This window comes from Arthrobacter sp. YAF16, from assembly GCF_052113385.1.
In the GTDB taxonomy this organism is placed as follows: domain Bacteria; phylum Actinomycetota; class Actinomycetes; order Actinomycetales; family Micrococcaceae; genus Arthrobacter.
In genome coordinates, this window is the sequence record NZ_JBFRDC010000001.1 from 1,159,378 (window position 1) to 1,176,636 (window position 17,259).

The 17,259-nt window shown below is 62.0% G+C and carries 11 protein-coding genes; 6 read left to right on the forward strand and 5 right to left on the reverse strand.

Translation table 11 applies throughout. From position 1 onward, the window contains the following. Positions 1 to 84 precede the first annotated feature (84 nt). Together AB4Y91_RS05420 and AB4Y91_RS05425 are read left to right on the forward strand one after the other, a co-directional pair. Complete coding sequence (locus AB4Y91_RS05420) at positions 85 to 921, forward strand: hypothetical protein (protein WP_441417470.1); 837 nt, start codon at positions 85 to 87, stop codon at positions 919 to 921. Next, complete coding sequence (locus tag AB4Y91_RS05425; RefSeq protein WP_441417471.1) at positions 918 to 2,372, forward strand: hypothetical protein; 1,455 nt, start codon at positions 918 to 920, stop codon at positions 2,370 to 2,372. The genes AB4Y91_RS05420 and AB4Y91_RS05425 overlap by 4 nt, the downstream gene beginning before the upstream one ends. 78 nt (positions 2,373 to 2,450) lie before the next feature. Here AB4Y91_RS05425 and AB4Y91_RS05430 read toward each other — a convergent pair whose 3' ends face one another. Beyond that, entirely contained in the window at positions 2,451 to 3,419 is a 969-nt protein-coding gene (locus tag AB4Y91_RS05430; RefSeq protein ID WP_441417472.1) for a glycosyl hydrolase, read from the reverse strand. A 305-nt stretch (positions 3,420 to 3,724) separates the two neighbouring features. Here AB4Y91_RS05430 and AB4Y91_RS05435 point away from each other — a divergent pair, with 305 nt between their 5' ends. Continuing rightward, a complete protein-coding gene (locus AB4Y91_RS05435) occupies positions 3,725 to 6,778 on the forward strand; it encodes a glycosyltransferase (RefSeq protein ID WP_441417473.1) in 3,054 nt (1,017 codons plus the stop codon). 337 nt (positions 6,779 to 7,115) lie between these two features. Here AB4Y91_RS05435 and kdsB read toward each other — a convergent pair whose 3' ends face one another. Next, on the reverse strand, positions 7,116 to 7,859 hold the full coding sequence (kdsB, locus tag AB4Y91_RS05440; RefSeq protein ID WP_441417474.1) for a 3-deoxy-manno-octulosonate cytidylyltransferase: 744 nt from the start codon (positions 7,857 to 7,859) through the stop codon (positions 7,116 to 7,118). A gap of 59 nt (positions 7,860 to 7,918) precedes the next feature. Here kdsB and kdsA point away from each other — a divergent pair, with 59 nt between their 5' ends. From kdsA to AB4Y91_RS05455, 3 genes are read left to right on the forward strand one after another with little or no spacing between them, the layout of a single operon-like run. After that, entirely contained in the window at positions 7,919 to 8,770 is an 852-nt protein-coding gene (kdsA, locus tag AB4Y91_RS05445; RefSeq protein WP_441417475.1) for a 3-deoxy-8-phosphooctulonate synthase, read from the forward strand. Further along, on the forward strand, positions 8,767 to 9,294 hold the full coding sequence (locus AB4Y91_RS05450; protein WP_441417476.1) for a KdsC family phosphatase: 528 nt from the start codon (positions 8,767 to 8,769) through the stop codon (positions 9,292 to 9,294). The genes kdsA and AB4Y91_RS05450 overlap by 4 nt, the downstream gene beginning before the upstream one ends. Next, positions 9,281 to 10,258 carry a KpsF/GutQ family sugar-phosphate isomerase gene (locus AB4Y91_RS05455; RefSeq protein ID WP_441417477.1) on the forward strand — a complete coding sequence of 326 codons (978 nt, stop codon included), beginning with the start codon at positions 9,281 to 9,283 and terminating at the stop codon, positions 10,256 to 10,258. Before AB4Y91_RS05450 ends, AB4Y91_RS05455 begins: the two co-directional genes overlap by 14 nt. Before the next feature lie 33 nt (positions 10,259 to 10,291). On the opposite strand, the gene AB4Y91_RS05460 is transcribed toward AB4Y91_RS05455, so the two are convergent. The 3 genes from AB4Y91_RS05460 to AB4Y91_RS05470 all read right to left on the reverse strand — a co-directional run bounded on the left by AB4Y91_RS05460 (position 10,292) and on the right by AB4Y91_RS05470 (position 16,874). Further along, the gene (locus AB4Y91_RS05460) at positions 10,292 to 13,036 is read right to left on the reverse strand and encodes a hypothetical protein (protein WP_441417478.1); all 2,745 of its coding nucleotides are present in this window, start codon (positions 13,034 to 13,036) and stop codon (positions 10,292 to 10,294) included. A 242-nt stretch (positions 13,037 to 13,278) separates the two neighbouring features. After that, positions 13,279 to 15,930 (reverse strand): rhamnan synthesis F family protein, encoded by a 2,652-nt coding sequence (locus AB4Y91_RS05465; RefSeq protein ID WP_441417479.1) that lies wholly within the window; start codon positions 15,928 to 15,930, stop codon positions 13,279 to 13,281. Further along, positions 15,927 to 16,874, reverse strand: coding sequence for a hypothetical protein (locus AB4Y91_RS05470; RefSeq protein WP_441417480.1), 948 nt, complete (start codon positions 16,872 to 16,874; stop codon positions 15,927 to 15,929). The genes AB4Y91_RS05465 and AB4Y91_RS05470 overlap by 4 nt, the downstream gene beginning before the upstream one ends. Between the last annotated feature and the right edge of the window lie 385 nt (positions 16,875 to 17,259).

The window sequence follows — 17,259 nt, forward strand, 5'->3', positions numbered from 1 at the left end:
TGGAACCAGGCCGCTGAGTGGGATTCGGATAACGGCGTCGCAAAGCTGACTGTGGCGTCGGGGGCATCAGTCACCTCGCTTCCGATGCAGGATACTCACATCGTCTTTGAGCCGGATGTCTCCGGTGGACTGCCACTGAGGATGCTCTTCGAGCCGGCGAACAGCGGCACGCTGGTGATTTCACTGCACGGGGCAATGGACCGTGGCCGGTTTAGGGTGCCCCGGTTCGAATGGCGTCGGACCCTCAATCGTCTGGACGCGGCCCGTCTTTACTTGTCCGACAGCACTCTCGAGATTAACAACTCCCTGGAAATCGGCTGGTATGTCGGCACGGAAGGCCAAGACCTCGTGGCCGAGTACGCGACGGTCGTCAACCAGATCATCGCTGCCGGTGGCTACTCGAGTGTGGTCTGCGTCGGTAGCAGCGCTGGCGGCTATGGCGCACTTGCTCTGTCCCGCAGGATTCCCAACTCCGTGGCCGTAGCCTTCTCGCCGCAGACCACCATTGGCGGCTATCATCTGGCCCAACGAAAGGCGTTAGCATCAGCCGCCTTTCCCCGGCACAAGTCCTATGAGCAAGTCGAGCAAGATTTCGGGACCAGGGTTAATTTGCGGAAACTCTATCGAGAGTTACGCCCCGTCAACTTTGTGCACCTTGTTCAAAACACCGGGGACCAGTTCCATTTCGAGGCCCATTATGTGCCTTTCGCATTAGCGAACGGTGTCAACCCGGACAAGGGCGGCTTCGACCCGCGACGGAAAGTAAATCTTGTGGCTGAGCGCTACGAAAACGAACATGCACCTCCCTCGCGGGGGTACTTCATCTCCCATATCCAACAGGCGCATTTGAACTTCTATGGCCGGGAGCTCCGTCTTAGGCCCGCCGATCCGGTACGTGAAGCAGAGCTAGGACCACGATGACATTACTGCCCTCCCTTTCCACCAATGCGGAGCTGGACCGCTTGTTGTACAGGAACGGCTTCGTCGTGTCTAAGTCACCGGCTGAAGCACCTTCGTTGGCAGGCTGGACGTCGGTGCCCTTGGGCGATGCATACCTGACGCTGCATCCGGAAACCAGGTTCGTCACTGCTGCCGCGAACGGGCGGCATCTCGCGCTGGTGGGACTGGCTTTTGACCCGGAGAGGGGACTCTATCAGGAGAGCGATGTCCTGGCAGCCCTCCTGGACGCTGTAGCCAATGACGATGATTTTTACGCTGTTCTCGACCGTCTGGCGGGTAGGTTCGCGCTGATTGTCCAGTCGGACGGCAGGACCGAGATCTATCAGGACGCGATGGGGTCCAGGTCGGTCTTTTATTCCACCGCCGGCGCGCCCATTGCAGCGTCACACGCCGAGATCGTGGCTGATCTCATCGGCGCGCGCTTCGCTGACTTCTTCGTGCCTTTTCTTACTTCCCGCAATTACCAGCAGCGGGATGTGAAGTACCTGCCCGGAGTCGCGACGCCCTACGACCACGTGGTTCAGCTGACGCCCAATACCAAGTTGATCATGCCGCAGCAAGCGGTAGAGCGATTCTGGCCGCGGGAACAGATCGGAGCAGAGACCAGTAACGAGGAAGCCACTGCAGCCTTGGTGGCCCACCTGCACGGTCTCCGCGGGTACTTGGCGATCAATGGACGGCGGCCGGTGCTGGGTTTGACAGCCGGCACGGATAGCCGGGGCGTTTTTGCCGCCACGAAGGACAGCAACCCGGTCATCTTCACCTACGTACGTAGCGAAAGTGCCAATTTGACCGGCTCGCCGGACGCTCGTAGGGCGTCGGAGATCGCTGGAACCTATGGATTGGAAGCGCAGGTCTGGCCCATCCACAACCGCCTCACGCTCAATCAGACGGACGATGCTCTATCGGAGGCGTTCCGACGGGCGACTGCCTATTATCGGGGTCCGGGTTCGCCGTGGCTCGGGCGCTTGGCATCGACAGGGGAGAAGGTGCGGGACGGACTCTTCATCCGCGGCTTCGGCGGCGAGGTCATGCGTGGCTTCTATCAGAGCCAGGACAAGCGGATTACCAAAGTCAACGTTCAGCAGATCTCAAATRCTTATGACGTCAACGCCGGTTCGCGCATCACCCGCAACTTTTTTGAGGACATGATGGAAAGGGCCTCCCTCACCACGGAATCCATCATGGGCTATGACCCTAATGACATCTTCTACTGGGAGCACAGGATGGGAACCTGGGGGAGTGTGTCCATGTCTGAAGCCGATCTGGCCATGCCGTCGATGGTGGCGTACAACTCCCGCAATCTCTTCAAGACCTTCATGGCGCTGCCGGAAGCAGTGAGAGCCAGCAGGTCGGCCTTCGAGGCGGCGACCCTCGAGTTGGCCCCCGCCTTGAAAGATCTCAGCTCTTAGGCCGGAAATGTTCGCTCCGAGACGCGGCCGCGTCTCGGAGCGAACATGTTCAACGGTGACCGGGCAACCCGCGTGGGCTCAGAGGGAGGCGTAAAGCCGACCTGTGCTAGTCAGGGTGCCGTCCGAGTTGTAGAGGGCAGAGTGCCCCATGACCGGGTCGCTGATGGAGCGTGTCTTCCACGCGAATCGCTCAACGAACGGCATTTGACGCATGCCGGCTACGGTCGCCCGCATGAAGTCGTTGGTCTGGGCCCTGCTGTAGCGGCTGGGACGGGTTGAGGTTGCGCTCCAGTCCGCAACTGCATACTCCGTCACCCACACAGGCTTGCCATACTTCTCGTGCAGCATGGTCACCTTGTTCAGGAAGTCCTGGACGTTTGGCCACGCGTAGCAATGCATGGTCACGAAATCGACGCGGAGTCCACGTTTCTTGGCCTTGGACATAAATTCCTCCAGCCACAGGCTTGAGGGCTTCGCCGTCGCGGGCGATCCGAGCCTCAGTCCGGTTGCCTGAAGTTTGGGCCACAGGCTGATCGCCTGGTCTACGGTCATGTTCGCCTGGGACCGGACGTCCGGCTCATTAAACCCTAGAAGGTTCTTTGACTTGGTGAGAGGCAACTGACTTGCGGCGTATTTGATGGCCCCCTGATCCAAGGCTTTGGCGCTCCGGATCATCGGCACGAAGCCGGGCGATGTTGTCACGGTGTACTTCGAGCCCCAGGAGTAGTACCAGCTGAGGTTCAGACTCCTGATCTGCCGGAGAGCCAAGGCATCAGTACCGGCGTGGCTCACGCCCTTCAATGCCTTGACAGCCGGCAGCACAGTCGGGGACATTGCCATTCCAGGCTGTAGAAGGGCCGCCTGCGCTGGTAAGGCGTTCGCCGCGAGGAGTGCGCCCGGGGCCGCCATCGCGGCAAGGGGGATCGTGAGAAACTTACGGCGGTCCATAACGACCTTTCTGGAATACTTGATAGCCGTCCACCTTGCGGCGGAAGCGGCGATGGAATCATCGGGCTTCCGGCCGCTAACGGTGGTAACCAGAGTCAAATTAGCACGGTGACCGTGCCGAGATAGGCGGTATTGCCGCAGGAATGGCGCAGTTGTTTCCCAGCATTGCCCAGAGGAATCACCTGTGCGGAGGTTGGCGCCGGGGGCCGGTAGACTTTGAGACGCGACGAGCCGCACGGATTTGGCCCGAGTCCGCCCAGGCGTAGGCCACGCCGTGGCTTGGTTGCATCGAACACAGGAATCCTCTCGGGTGTCCGCTGCCGACTGGACGGTCCAAGCGCCTTGCCGTAGCGATGCGAGAGTCCCTGTGGCGCTGAGAGCGATGAGAAGGAATATTTTTGCAGATGAGTGTCCCAAGCTCCACCGTGAAAGCTCCGACTCGGAGTCAACGGCTCCTCAACACCGAGGTATTCGACGCAGAGTACTACGCCGCTGAGTGCGGGAGGGACTTCGAGTCGAAGCAGATTGCTGCGCGCCACTTCGTTCAATATGGCATGAAGAGCGGTCTCAGCTTCCACCCCCTCTTCGATTTGGGAATGTTTCCCGCGCACGTGCGCGATCGTTACAAGGCTGGCGATGTGGAGTTCCTGCTCACATACCTCCGGAGCCCGGAGTCGCGTGAGCACTCTTGGTCATGGCTTTTTGATCCCTCTCGACTCACGGAACCAGGCTCCGAGGGGTCGGTCTTGCTGTCCCGGTACCGCCCCAATAAGGAGCGACTCCTTCCCGTTCCTAACAATCTGCCCGGCACAACGCCCACCTGGCCGGAAGTTCGATCACTACTTATTTCCCATGCCCAGATGTCCAAAGCCTATGAGTTGGGGAAGAAGCCGCTGCGGCTGTCGGCATGGTCGGAAACCGCAGAAAATGAGTGGCTCGAAAGCGTCGACGACGTGCCTGTGGTTCCGCCTGCATCGGGCATGCTGGTTAGCATCATCATGCCTGCGTGGAACCGGGAAGCAGCGGTCGCAGATGCCATCGAATCGGTGCGCCAGCAGACCCTGGAATCCTGGGAGCTCATCGTCGTCGACGATGGTAGTACGGACGGCACGCGTGACGTCGTGAAATCGTTCGCCAGCGTCGACGGACGGATACGTTTGGTCGAGGCGGATCATCTGGGGGTCTGTGCGGCGCGCAACCGTGGGATTGAGGAATGCAGGGGCGAGTTCGTGGCGTTCCTTGACTCCGATAACACCTGGCGCCCCGACTTTCTTCGGAACATGTGCGCGGGGCTAGCTGCCTCCGGCGGGAAGGCCGCCTACTCCGCCGTCCGCATGCTCAACGCCCGAGAGGAGTATACCGGCCAGCCGATCACGGCAGACCAGTTGCTGGTCCGGAACTACGTAGATCTCAACGTTCTCGTAGCGAAGACCTCTCTCGTCCGAGAGTTGGGCGGGTTTGACCCGTCTCTTCGCCGGTGGGTTGACTATGACCTTGTCCTTCGAATAACTAAGACGACCGGCATAGAGTACTTTCCTTTTATCGGATGCGACTATGTGGACGATCAGAATGAGGACCGGATCACTCGGCGGGAATCGGGGAACTGGGAGTACGCGGTTCTTGGCAAGAATGTGCAAGATAGGTTTTTTCCTGATGGCCTCACCCAGCCGCTGAACTCTCCTTCGCTGTCCGTGATCATGCGCGTCACAGACAAAGTCGAGCTCGCGATTAAGAATGTCAGCAGAATCCAAGAGACGGCCGGCTCTGGTTTGTCCGAATTTGTTGTTCTGGACGAACTTCAGGGCTTTCGTCCGTCCATGCGTCTCCGTGCCGCCCTCGCAGGCATACCTGGGCTCAAGTACATCAAACTTCCCAGGCGATACACCGAGGCTATTGCCTACAATATTGGCTCGGCCCATGCGGCCGGCCCGCTTCTGCTCTTCACTAAGGAAAGCGTTGAGATCCGCGAAGGCACTCTGACGAAGCTCATTGGGCAACTCGAGGATCCAGCTGTCGTGGCGGCGCAGCCGCTGCTGACTGATCCCGCCGGTATCGTCGTATCCGCGGGCGCCGTCGGCCGCAGCAACAGTCTCGCTATTCCTCTGTTCCAGGGATTAAACGTCGCCGATGCCCGCCGTCACAGCGGCAGAGGGATCGACGAACTGGCAACGTCCGCCTTCGTGGTCCGGGCGGATAGCTTTGAGCACCTGGGACGTTTCAATCCGATCTTTGCGGGTGAGGCCGCGGTGACTGATTTCCTGAGGCGACTCAACGCATCTGCTGCGGGGGAGTTTGTTGTTGAGACGTCCGCCCTCGCCGTAGACCACTCAGCAGATGAGTTCGGGGAGCGGCCCCCTCTAGCCGCGGCAGATGCCGAGTGGCTAAGCCCTCCTGTGGAGCCCGCCAGATCGGTGGAGGCCCACTACAGGGACGTTGACCTAGAGGTTGTGGGGTTTACTTCGCCCCGGCATCCAGACCTGCAGCCTGTGGTCCCAGTTCTCGCTAGGCGGAGCACAAGAACGGGTTCGGAACCCAGCCTTCGCTGGGCGATCAAGATCGGCGCTGACTTCACCATCGGTGGTGATCGCTGGGGCGATGTCCCTTACGCTGCGGATCTAGCGGAGGCACTCACTGCTCGCGGGCAAGAGGTCGTGGTCGACAGGGCGATGGCATTCTCCAGGCCGTCAAACCACCTGGATGACGTCGTGGTAGTCATTCGCGGACTGCACTCTTGTCGTCCCCAGCCAGGTAAGACGAATATCTTGTGGGCGATCAGCCGACCGGACATGATTACTCGAGAGGAACTCCTCGGTTTCGACGTCGTTTTCGGTGCCTCCCGAGTGTGGTGCGACTACGTGCAAAATCACTGGGGGATCGAGGCGCGTTACCTGCCGCAAGCTACAAACCCCCGTCGATTCCGGCCCCATTTGGGTGCTGGCCAAGAGCCGCTCTACGGCTTGTCCTTCGTCGGTGGGCCGCGGAAACCCATCGGTCGTAAGATTGTCGCCGACTGCCTAAAACTTGGCCAAACCGTAAACGTGTGGGGACCTCGCTGGGATCGATTCATTCCGCCACACATGGTCGTGGCTGATTTCGTCGACAACAATGACTTATCCAGGGTCTACAGTTCTTCCCGGGTGGTCCTCAACGACCACTTTGAGGACATGGCTCGGTGGGGGTTCGCCAACAATCGTCTTTACGACGCCGTGGCCTCCGGTGCCCGTGTGATTAGCGACGCCGTCGACGGCATCGATGAGATCTTCAAGGGGGCAGTACAAACGTACACATCGGCGGCGGAGCTTAATGCGATCCTTAACGATCCCAGTCGCTTCCCGGATGATGCTGAGATGGCGTCCATCAGCCGGATAATCAGGGATGAACATAACTTCGACATTCGGGCCGGAATACTCCTGAAGGCAGCTCTGGAACACAGACAGTCCACGCGACCCGCCTCTTAGGTCTCGCTCACGGACATCGATGATTTTGCCTTCGTCGAAAGAGGCGCGACCGCGGCGCGGGCGTGCAAGGTAGGCTGATTTTCGAACTGAGGATCCAGTGAGTCGAAGTTGACAACCGCACTCATCGACTATTGCGGTGCTCCCCTGCTCCACGGTAGGGCCCGCGTCCCATTCTCCCGGGTGGACGCCGTTCGTTGCCATAGATCGTTTGCTCCTGCTAGTCCTTAGGCACGAGGTGCAGTCCGAAGTCGGCGGTGCTGACGAGCGAGCCGTTCTGCTTGTGTCACAAGAGCTGCTGAAATTTACAGGCCAGCGCTCGATTCGGTCCTTCGTTCGGTCAGGACTGCGCACCTTCGTGCTCGCTCACCCAGGCCTGGGCGCGCTCGTAGTCCTCAGGGGTGTTGATCTCGATGCTGCTGCTCTCGGCGACGCGGGCGACAATGACGAGGCCATGTTCGAGCGCACGGAGCTGCTCGAGGTTCTCTGCCCGCTCCAGCGGCGTGGGCGTCAGCGTCGGGAACCGGCGCAGCACATCGCGACGGAAGGCGTACAGCCCTAGGTGTTGAAGATACGGGTGGTCGACTCCGCGCGGGTTCGCCGGGATGAGGGAGCGGGAGAAGTACAGAGCCCGGCCATGCGCATCGGTGACAATCTTGACCGTATTGGGATCGTCGGCGAGCCCGGGCTGGAGCGGCATCCCCACCGTCGTCATGTCTGCAGTCTCACCCTCACGGAACGGGGCGAGCAACGCGCTGAGCGCGGCCTGGGACACGAACGGCTGGTCCCCTTGGACGTTCGCGACGACGTCGTACTCTCCGGGCATCAAGTCGGCCGCTGCGGCGACCCGCTCGCTTCCGTTTGCCAGCGACGGTGACGTCATCACGGCATCGCCGCCGAACCCCTGCACGGCCTCGAAGATCCGTTCGTCGTCCGTCGCAACGACGACGTCGTCAAATTCACCGCTGGCGATCGTCGCATCCCATACCCTCTGCACTACGGTTCGCCCGCCCAATTCGAGCAGCGGTTTGCCCTCAAGCCGGGTGCTTAAGTATCGGGCGGGAATAACGGCGAGAGCTCGCATAAATGGACATCCTCAATAATCGCGAACGGGAGATAGATTTAGTCTAGTAGGATCGGTGCATGTCGAAAACCGTGGCCGTAGGGCCGAACATTTCTGTGTCCAATGATCGCCCCTGCGTGGTCTTCGGTGGGATCAACGTCATCGAAGACCTCGATTCGACACTCCGAGCCGCGTCACGCTATGTCGAGGTGACCACCAAGCTCGATATGCCGCTGGTATTCAAGGCATCCTTCGACAAGGCGAACCGCTCCTCAGTCGACTCATACCGTGGCGTCGGGCTTGACGAAGGCCTAAAGATTTTCGCCGCCGTCAAGTCGGAGTTCGGCATCCCGGTAATCACTGACGTCCACGAGCCCGCGCAGGCCGCTCCCGTCGCTGAGGTGGCGGATGTCCTGCAGCTACCGGCGTTCCTCGCCCGCCAGACGGACCTCGTCGTGGCGCTCGCGAAGACGGGTCGTCCCATCAACGTCAAAAAGCCGCAGTTCTTGAGCCCGAGTCAGATGGCCCACATCCAGCGCAAGTTGGCAGAGGCTGGTAACGAGCAGGTGATTTTGTGTGAGCGTGGGTCGCAGTTCGGCTACGACAACCTCGTGGTAGACATGCTTGGCTTCCGTGAGATGGTCGAGGCGTGCGGCGGAGCGCCCGCGATTTTCGATGTCACGCATAGCCTGCAGCGCCGCGAGGCGGGCGCGGCCGCTTCCGGAGGGCGGCGGCGTCAGGCCGTCGAGCTCGCCCGCTCCGGCATGGCGCTCGGCATCGCCGGGCTGTTTGTTGAGGCGCACGCGGACCCGGACAATGCAAGGTGCGACGGCCCGAGCGCGTTGCCGCTGAGCGCGCTCGAAGGGTTCCTCGGGCAGGTCAAGGCGATCGACGATCTCGTTAAATCATTCCCCGTACTGGATATCGCGTGATCGAACTCGTCCTGTTCGATGTCGACGGAGTGCTTACCGACGGCACCATCTGGATGGATGGGTCCGGCGAGGCGGTCAAGGGCTTCCACGTGCAGGACGGGCTCGCTGTATCGCTCCTACATGTACATGGGATCCGTTGCGGCGTGCTGTCAGGGAAGACGAGCGCGCCGCTCGACGCACGGATCAAGCAGCTCGGCTTCGATGTCGCGGTGACCGGTACGCTAGGCAAGTCCGAGGCGCTCGCGTCCATCACGGCGGACCAGGGGATCTCCAGCGAAGAGGTTGCGTACGTCGGCGACGACGTTGTCGACCTGCCGCTTGCGGGTATCGTGGGCCGGTTCTACGCGCCCAGCGATGCCCACCCCGTCGTGCTCGCCGCCGCCGACGTCGTGCTTACCCGCCCAGGCGGGCGTGGCGTCGCCCGCGAGGCTGCGGAGCATGTGCTCGCAGCACGCGGGCTGAGCCTGGAGGACATGTACAGACCCCTAGTAGAAACGATGACGAGCAGCCATGTCGTTCAGTGACGCCACAGTAAGCCCGGCACGAAAGCACGCGGAAGCCGGCCGCAGGGTACTCGCCGCCGAGGCGCAGGGCGTAGCCGACCTCATCGAGCGCGTGGGCGCTGATTTCGAAGGGGCAGTCGAGGACATCCTCGTTTCCTCGGGCCGCGTGATCGTGTGCGGGATGGGCAAGTCGGGTCTTATCGGGAGCAAGATCGCCGCGACCCTCGCGAGCACTGGCACGCCGAGTTTCTTCATGCACCCAGCCGAAGCACTCCACGGCGACCTCGGGATGGCTACGGAAGCCGATTACTTCCTCGGCATCAGCAATTCCGGCGAGACGCAGGAGCTCGTCGCTCTGCTGCCTTTCCTGCTCGACAACGGTAATCGGATCCTCGCGATGACGGGGAACCCCACCTCGACCCTCGCGAGCCACTCGACCTTTCACCTGGATGTCTCGGTCGCTAAGGAGGCATGCTCGCTGAACCTCGCGCCGACGTCCTCCACAACTGCCGCGCTTGCGATGGGCGATGCGCTCGCGGTTGCTCTTATGGAAGCGCGCGGCTTCGCGCCTGAGAACTTCGCCCGTTTACACCCGGGGGGGTCGCTCGGGCGACGTCTCCTTGAGCTGGTGACCGACGTGATGATTAAGAGCAACCTTCCGTGGGTTTCGCCTACCGACCGAATCCTCGAGGTCATCCGACATATAACCAAGAGCCAGCTCGGCATCGCTCTCGTGTCCACGCCGAGCGGCCCCGCTATCATCACCGACGGCGACATTCGTCGGGCCGTGCAGGCCTATGGCGACGCCTTCTTCTCGCTCGTGGCAGCAGACATCATGACAACGACACCTACGATGGTCGCCCCGACCACGCGGATGGAGGACGCCTTCGCGCTCATGGAAAGCCGTCGGATCTCGTCTGTGCTCGTCGCCGACGGCGAGAAGGTGCTCGGCGTGGTGACCAACCAGCCCTCCCCCCGCCGCTGAAGCGGGGCAGACCTTGGCCGCGTCTCGACTTGGTCAGTGCTTGAAGTAGACCCTCAGCTCATCGTCGGTCATGGTGTGCTCGGAGCGGTAGCGGAAATCTTGAGCGTCGCGACCCTCGCCGTCGTTCATTGTGGACTGGGATACGACGGTCGCGAGTGGGCGGTCGACGTGGAACGCGACGATCGATTCGAAGAACTGCACTGTCCACACCCGCAACTCCGGGTCGTGGTCCTCGACGAATGCGGAGAAACGGTGGTTGACGCCGTGCACCAGATTGAGTGCCCAGCTCACGAAGGAGGTGTTGCTTGGGCCCCCGAACTCCGTCATATACGACGTGTGCGTGTCCTCGACAACCAACAGCCCCTCGTTCCGGATGTGGTCGAGCGCCGATGCCGCGGTGACGATCTGCTGGGGATACGTGTGTCCGCCGTCGTCGAGGAAGATATCGACGTCGCCGACCTGGCGGAAGAATTCCTCCCAGAACTGCGGGTCGGACTGATCGCCGATGTGGATCTCGAAGCCCTCCTCGCGCAGCCAAACAGCCTCAGGGTTGAGGTCGACACCTATTATCCGGGCATCTGGCCCGAAAAACTCACGCCACATGTACAGCGAGCCGCCGTTGAGGACTCCCACCTCGACGATCACCGGGGCCTTGCCGACGAAGCGAGAGAACAGATGGTCGTAGACGGAGAAGTACGTAGTGTGCTTGAGGCTCAAGAACGGAGCTGCGTCGTAGCACGCTCGGGCCCGAGAACTGTGGACCGCCTGAGTTCCTACGTGGCCAGACGGAGCCTCCGTCATCGCCCACTCGGCGTCTCCGACAGGCAACCGCGGCACTTCCTTCTCCTTCGCGACTCGATGATCCACTAAATATGTCTTGGACTTCGCGGTGCGCGGTGACGTGACACTACGCCAGGCGTCCAGGAACTCGGGTTCGAAATGTTCGGTGGTGCCGCGCACCTGGCGGTAGAGCATGAAGGCGATTGCCTCATCGTCGGAGTCGACCCGAGACAGGTAGCGTTCAGCGTTGCCCGTAAATACGATGTCTGGTTCGATAAGTTCTACCATCTCTCGATGGTAGAACCTGGTCCGCAGGCAGATGACGCGAGTGAAGACGCCGCTGAGGTGCTTCAGCATCATGCGGAAGAACGAATCGCCGAAGAGGAGCACAGTCCTATCGACTGGCGCGTCCGGGCTGAATAGGATATCGATCATCCCGTCGTTGAAGCCGCCTCCGCTACTGAGCTCAGTGAACTCCCAGTCCGGGTCGAGGTGCAGCACCTCCTGGAAGAGTTGAGGCATAAGCTTGCTGCCGAGGTCGCCCGGCCAGCGCCGCGGTTTCGTGATGCGCCGCTCGATCGCCGTCAGGGCAGCGGGCGCATCGACGCCGACGGCCTCGAGCATGTGGCGGAGTACGACCCACGATCCTGTGTCGGACAGGTGCGAGTCGAGAGGCATGCAGGAGCCGTCGATCGACTGGAGGTCGGCAGCCGGATAGATGATGTGTGAGGCGGCATCGGACGACGCGTGATCGAGGTAGGTCCGGCCGAGCCTGACGACGGGCTCGAACGGGAATTCGTCGACCAGCACAGACTGCTTGTCGGGGAACACCACGTGTGCGTAGCGGATGCCGCGCGCCTCGGTGTGGCTGGCTCGCGCCTCGACGTTCTCCGAGAATGACAGTAGCGATGCCATCGAAGGGCGCAGCTCACCGGTCGCGTGCTTGAGCGGCTCGTGGCTGCCGCCGGCGAGGAATGCCACACCGCTCTTGGTGATGAGCACCTCGCTCTCGATCCTCCAGAGCTCCTCGGGGATGAGTCGCCACAACCCGTCGTCGACGATGCATCGCAGCAGTCCCGTGATGCCTGTCCATGAGGGCATGCCGCCGGGACCGAACTCGACATGCGATGGATCGAGGCCGGGGGGGACTGCATCGTCGCGCACGGGAAGGCTCTTGTCGACACGCGTGAACGCGGGCGTCTCGCCTCGATCTTGGATCGCGGCCTCCGTCGCGCTCTCCCAGTCAATGGCCGGTGCGCCTGCCCAGCGCGACGCATTAGTCCCGAACGCGCTTGCTAGCTGTCGCGACAAGTCAACTCCACCCGCTGACACGACGGCGAAAGCGCACTGCGACAGATCCACGTCCTTCACCATCTGCGCCGGGGGGCGCTGACCCGGCACGCGGTCGAGCGGAGCCAATATCAATCCGGCCTCGGCCAGCCGCTGGGCGCCTGTCGCGCCGAGGTATTGCGAGAGCGTGTCCAGCCACACCGAACGGCCAGTGAGCAGCACCCTTCGCCCCGCAGCTTGGGTCAGTCCGCGCGCTAGCTCCAGTAACTCAGCTTCGGACGTCTCCACGGCGCGGTTATAAGCCTCGAGCGCGCCGAGGTCGTCGAAGATCAGTCCGTTGAGCAGCCGGTACCCGATCTGCGACGGATGGTTGCTGGTGTCGATGAACAGACGTTGCACTTCGTGCATCGGCAGGAGCAGAAGCGGCGACAAGTCAATGATGTCGAGCCCGGGGAGCGCAGCGACGATTTCGTCGTAGTTGAACACCGGGTGCCGATAGGGCTTCTCTACGATGTGTCGACCCGCGAGGCGATCATGGACCTGCCTACCGAAGGCATCCCAAAGCACGTACCGTGCGCGGGCTCCGAAAGTCTCATGCCAGGCGCGCAACCCTGCCACGCCACGCTGCAGCATGGCCCGGTCATGCTCAAGGGTCATCGCTCCGGATGCGATGGCGAGAAACCCGTCCAGCAGGGTGTCGGAAGGCACCGGGTCCTCTAGGAGGATGCCGTTCCCGAACCGGAAGTCGCCGACGAGGACGGCAACATCTCCCTCAGGGCCTGCTACGTCTGTTGCCTGCTTCAAAAGCGACGCGTGCCATATCGGCGCACCCCCGATCCCAATGAATCGGCCCCATTCCAATGGTGACTCAACGACCCCGTCCCGTACGTGCTGGCTCCAGCGAACGAGATGGGATGGTCCAGCGACCAGCGCGACGCTCGGCGGATTACCTACCATGCCAGTGCCCCCCGCGCGCGCGTCTTGCGCGCCGCCTGCTTCGCCGCGAGGGCGGTTTCCATATGTTCATGGATCGTGACCGCCAGAGGCTGGAGGTCCGTGATAAGGGGCTCGGCCGGGTCGACGGGTGCGCCGAGGATCACGCCGCCGTCGACCAGTGCCGCGTGGCCGAACAGGCGTTCCACAAGGTGGGCCAACGCACCGTCGTTCGCGCCGGTCTCCTCGGCGAAGCTCGTCAAGGTGAGTGCACCCCGGCTTACGAGCGGGCGCAAGACGTCCGGCCGGGCCCAGAACATCGTCCCAGCGAAGAACCCCTCATCGGGGGTCGCACCTAGGAGCGACTCACCGAGTTCGCCCCCGTCGTGGTACGGGTACTTTGTGAGTGAGAGGTAGTGCGGCTGCGGCCCGACCTCGCGGACAGCGGGGTCTGTCCGGAAGGCGTCGAGGATCGCCGCCACACGAGCAGGGCTGCCGAGCAGAGCGTCCAACGCCTCGCCGCGCCACAGCTCACCGAGGTCGCGGCGCAGGCGGCCGGCATGGAAGTAGCCGGCCTTGGTCTGCAGGTGAAGGATCGCATCGTAGTCGTGCTCGAGAATCGCGGGTAGCACGTCGAGGAATGGTCCAATGTCGCGGCCGCGGTTAACCACCGGGTAGAGCAGCGCGTTTGGATAGACCGCGCGGACCTGTTCCGCGATGTGGCGGTTGCCCCAGTCGGGCATCGTCACCACGAGGTCGAACCCCTCGGGGATGTTCGCTAGCCTCTCGAGGATCTCCGGGACGAGATCGCGATAATACAGATGCGCGACGACGGCCAGCTTGTTTCCTCGCGTGTCGAGGCCACTCCGGATCGCGGCGAGGCTGGCTTGACGGCGAGTTTCGGCATCGTGATCTAACGGGAAGTCGGGAAAATCGGGGATGCCGCCGAGCACCGGTTCAGCGGCGGCGACCAGCTCGTCGACCAGTCGATCGACCGAGCCGACGTTGAGACCACGCCTAGGCTTGCGTCCTTCGCGTAGACCGTAGCGCGCCCAGTGATGGACTGGATCCTTCCCCGCTTTGGCGACGTCGCTATGCGTGGTGAGATAGAACGACTCGTCGACGATTCGCGCGGCGCGGACGTACTTCTCCGCGGTCTTCGGATCGGCGAACGCCGTCAGCAGGGCTTTGCGGAAGCTGTCGGCGTCAACTGCACCGACTAGGGCCAGGAGTCTGCGGGCCGGGCCGGAGTACCCGGCGCGCGAGATGTCGGCTAACGTCGGCTCGAGCGCTGGGGGGCGCGCCGGCATCAGGTTAGGCAAGCCGAACTCGTTCGATCCGGGTACGGAGCCCCCCTTCACCATTCGCGCACGGCTCTGGTGCTCCCTGGCCAAGCTGAACGCTTGATAGATGCGCTTTGCAATGGCGACGGCGTCGCCGTCGTAGCCACGGCGCGCCGCGTCGATGGTGACAGCAGCGCTCTGGAAGGCGTGGAAGTCGCCGCGAACGGCGTCTTTCGCCAGGTATCCGCCGAGCATGAAGCGGCGAAGCAGGCCGATCCCGTATCGGTAGGTCGGCAGGTCGAAGGCGTCGGAGATCGCCTCGTCGAGGTCGGGGAACAGGCCCGTAGGCTTGTAGCCAGCGTCGCCCAGCACGGAAACGACTTTGTCAAAGTACAGCGACTCGAACCCAACGGAGCTGTTGACCGTCACCACCAGATCGGCCAGCGCAACCAGCTGGGCATTTTTGTACTCCGCCTTTGTAGCATCCAGCCACACAACGTCGTCCGCCCAAGGGCGTAACGCGGCCCGGGCCAGGGAGAAGGCAAGGTTGGACTGTTGCCGGATCTTGGCACCAGGATGTGTCTTGATGACGGTCAGGTAACCAGCGGCCGCGAGCTTAGGCACGACGTCGAGGACGACGTCTTCGACTGTCTCGTACTTGGAGAAACGCAAGAGGTTGGCGTCGTCGTGGAGCTGGAGCGGGAGGAACGCTATTTTCCGGGCGGTGCCGAGGACCCGGGCGGGCCAGTCCCCACCCTCGAGGGGTAGGAACTGTTGTTCGTAGGGCAGGGCCTCGATGTTCGCCGAGTAGCCGTAGAGTGTCTCGGCGGCAGTCATAGGGTTGTCGCCGACGATCCCGCGCAGGTCCTCCACCGACAGCCGGGGGACGATCGCATTGCCGTTAGTGCCGAACGGGTCCATGACAACGCTCTGAAGGAACGGGGCACGGGTGCAGCCGAGCTCCATCGCAATGCGCGTCACGGGCCGCTCCTCGACGAATCGCGTCACGGCGCCATTCTCACCCCAATGGACGATGATGTCGTAGGGGAAGACACTCCAGACGCGGTGCAGGATCTCGACGTAGTCGTCGGCGACATCTCCACCCGCCATAAGATTCAACCATGCCGGGGTGCCCTCGGTCTCCCAGTCGCAGAGATGCTCGGCGAACAGAACTTCCTCAGCGGGACTCGCCCGAATGAGGCGCTTTTCCAACCCGGCCAGGGCCTTGTCTCCGAGGGCGCCCACCAGGGCACGCGTGGTATACATGCGAACGTCGAAATCCGACGTGGACCCCGCGAGTAGCGGAAGGAAGTCCCGAGCTATGTCCTTGAACGTTGCCTGGCTGTCCCGGATCGGATGCGGCTCAACGTAGATGAGGACTCTCATGATTCACTCCATAATGTCGTCAGACCGTCCACGTGGGAGGTGCTACGAAGGAAATCGAAGTTCTCCGCCGCCTGGGGCTTGTAGTCAACAGATTTCACGGGCGCGGATAAGGCCTCGTACCAGTCGTCGGCGGACTCCATGAGGGCCAGGCCAGATCCGCTGGCGTGCATGTCCGGGATGGGGCTCGCGAGCAGGCGGCAGCCCGACAGTGCTGCTTCGAGGAACTTCACCCGCGACTTGCACGCGTTGAAGTCGCTCATCTCTAATGGGGCGATCACCGTGCTGCAATGCGTCATCAGCCCCGGCAGACGCAAGAAGTTAACTACGGGCGCCGTGCTGACGTTGGGCAGCGCAGCGAGTGAAGACGGGACCGCGACCGGTCCTACGATCATCAGTGTGAAGTCGGGGTTCTCCATCAACACCCGGTGCAGCGCATCGGCCACGACGGGGAAATCGCGGTCATGGCTCTTGGTCCCTGCGAAGTAGCCAATCGCCGTATGCGGGCGCGGCACGAGGTACGTCTCGAGCTCGCCATGGATGGACAACACCGAAGGTGGGATGATGTTCGGTACGACGTTCACTTCGGCGTCCGGATTAGATTCCTTTACCCGCTGTGCAAGCGGCACAGTCGAGACCGTCACCTTGTCGAACTCCCGCAGGCCCGAGAGGTTGCTTGCGAATGCGGCGATGGCCCTCTCGGGTGTCAGTGTCCTGTTCTTTGCCGCCGAGGACTGCAAAGCGATGGTCTCGTCGCCAAAGATGAGGTCGTCGTAATCGGCGATGAGCGTTTTGCCGGCCCTCCGCAGATGACGGATGACAGGCAAGAAGTTTGCACGGGCCGTGTTGGGCCGGTGGAATACATAGACGTCGTAATCGAAATTGGGGTCTTTGTAGAATTGCGTTGCCGAGTATACCGAGGCAAAGTTGCCCTGGCCAACCAGCACCTCAGCAGGGTGATAGCACCGATACCGTACCGATGGGTCGCTGATGGGTCTCTCACTTCGCCCAGTTTCAGAAACGAAACAAATCGACGTCATGCCGCGAAGCTCCGATTGCCATCTCCGAGCCCATTGTCACAGCTCTCGTACCTGCTCCCGGCCACGGCCTGACCGATCCGCACATTCCAGTCGGCAATTACCATGCGTTCCCCCTCGAAAGTCATATCCAGCAACCCACTTTAGCGCACGAACCGCCTCGGGTTTTTTGGATGCCCTGATAGCAAGGGTGAAGCGCCTGACCCGGAGCTCAGTTTCGTAAGGCCCGTTTACGGCGTTGGAGAGGCGACGCCGTATTGTCTCCCGTACGGGGCCCGGAGGCCTTGATTGAGGC

Coding starts and splice junctions, on each gene's coding strand:
- AB4Y91_RS05455 (WP_441417477.1), top strand. CDS start 9,281: ATGTCGTTCAGTGACGCCACAGTAAGCCCGGCACGAAAGCACGCGGAA.
- kdsB (WP_441417474.1), bottom strand. CDS start 7,859: ATGCGAGCTCTCGCCGTTATTCCCGCCCGATACTTAAGCACCCGGCTT.
- AB4Y91_RS05465 (WP_441417479.1), bottom strand. CDS start 15,930: ATGAGAGTCCTCATCTACGTTGAGCCGCATCCGATCCGGGACAGCCAG.
- AB4Y91_RS05420 (WP_441417470.1), top strand. CDS start 85: ATGCAGGATACTCACATCGTCTTTGAGCCGGATGTCTCCGGTGGACTG.
- kdsA (WP_441417475.1), top strand. CDS start 7,919: ATGTCGAAAACCGTGGCCGTAGGGCCGAACATTTCTGTGTCCAATGAT.
- AB4Y91_RS05435 (WP_441417473.1), top strand. CDS start 3,725: ATGAGTGTCCCAAGCTCCACCGTGAAAGCTCCGACTCGGAGTCAACGG.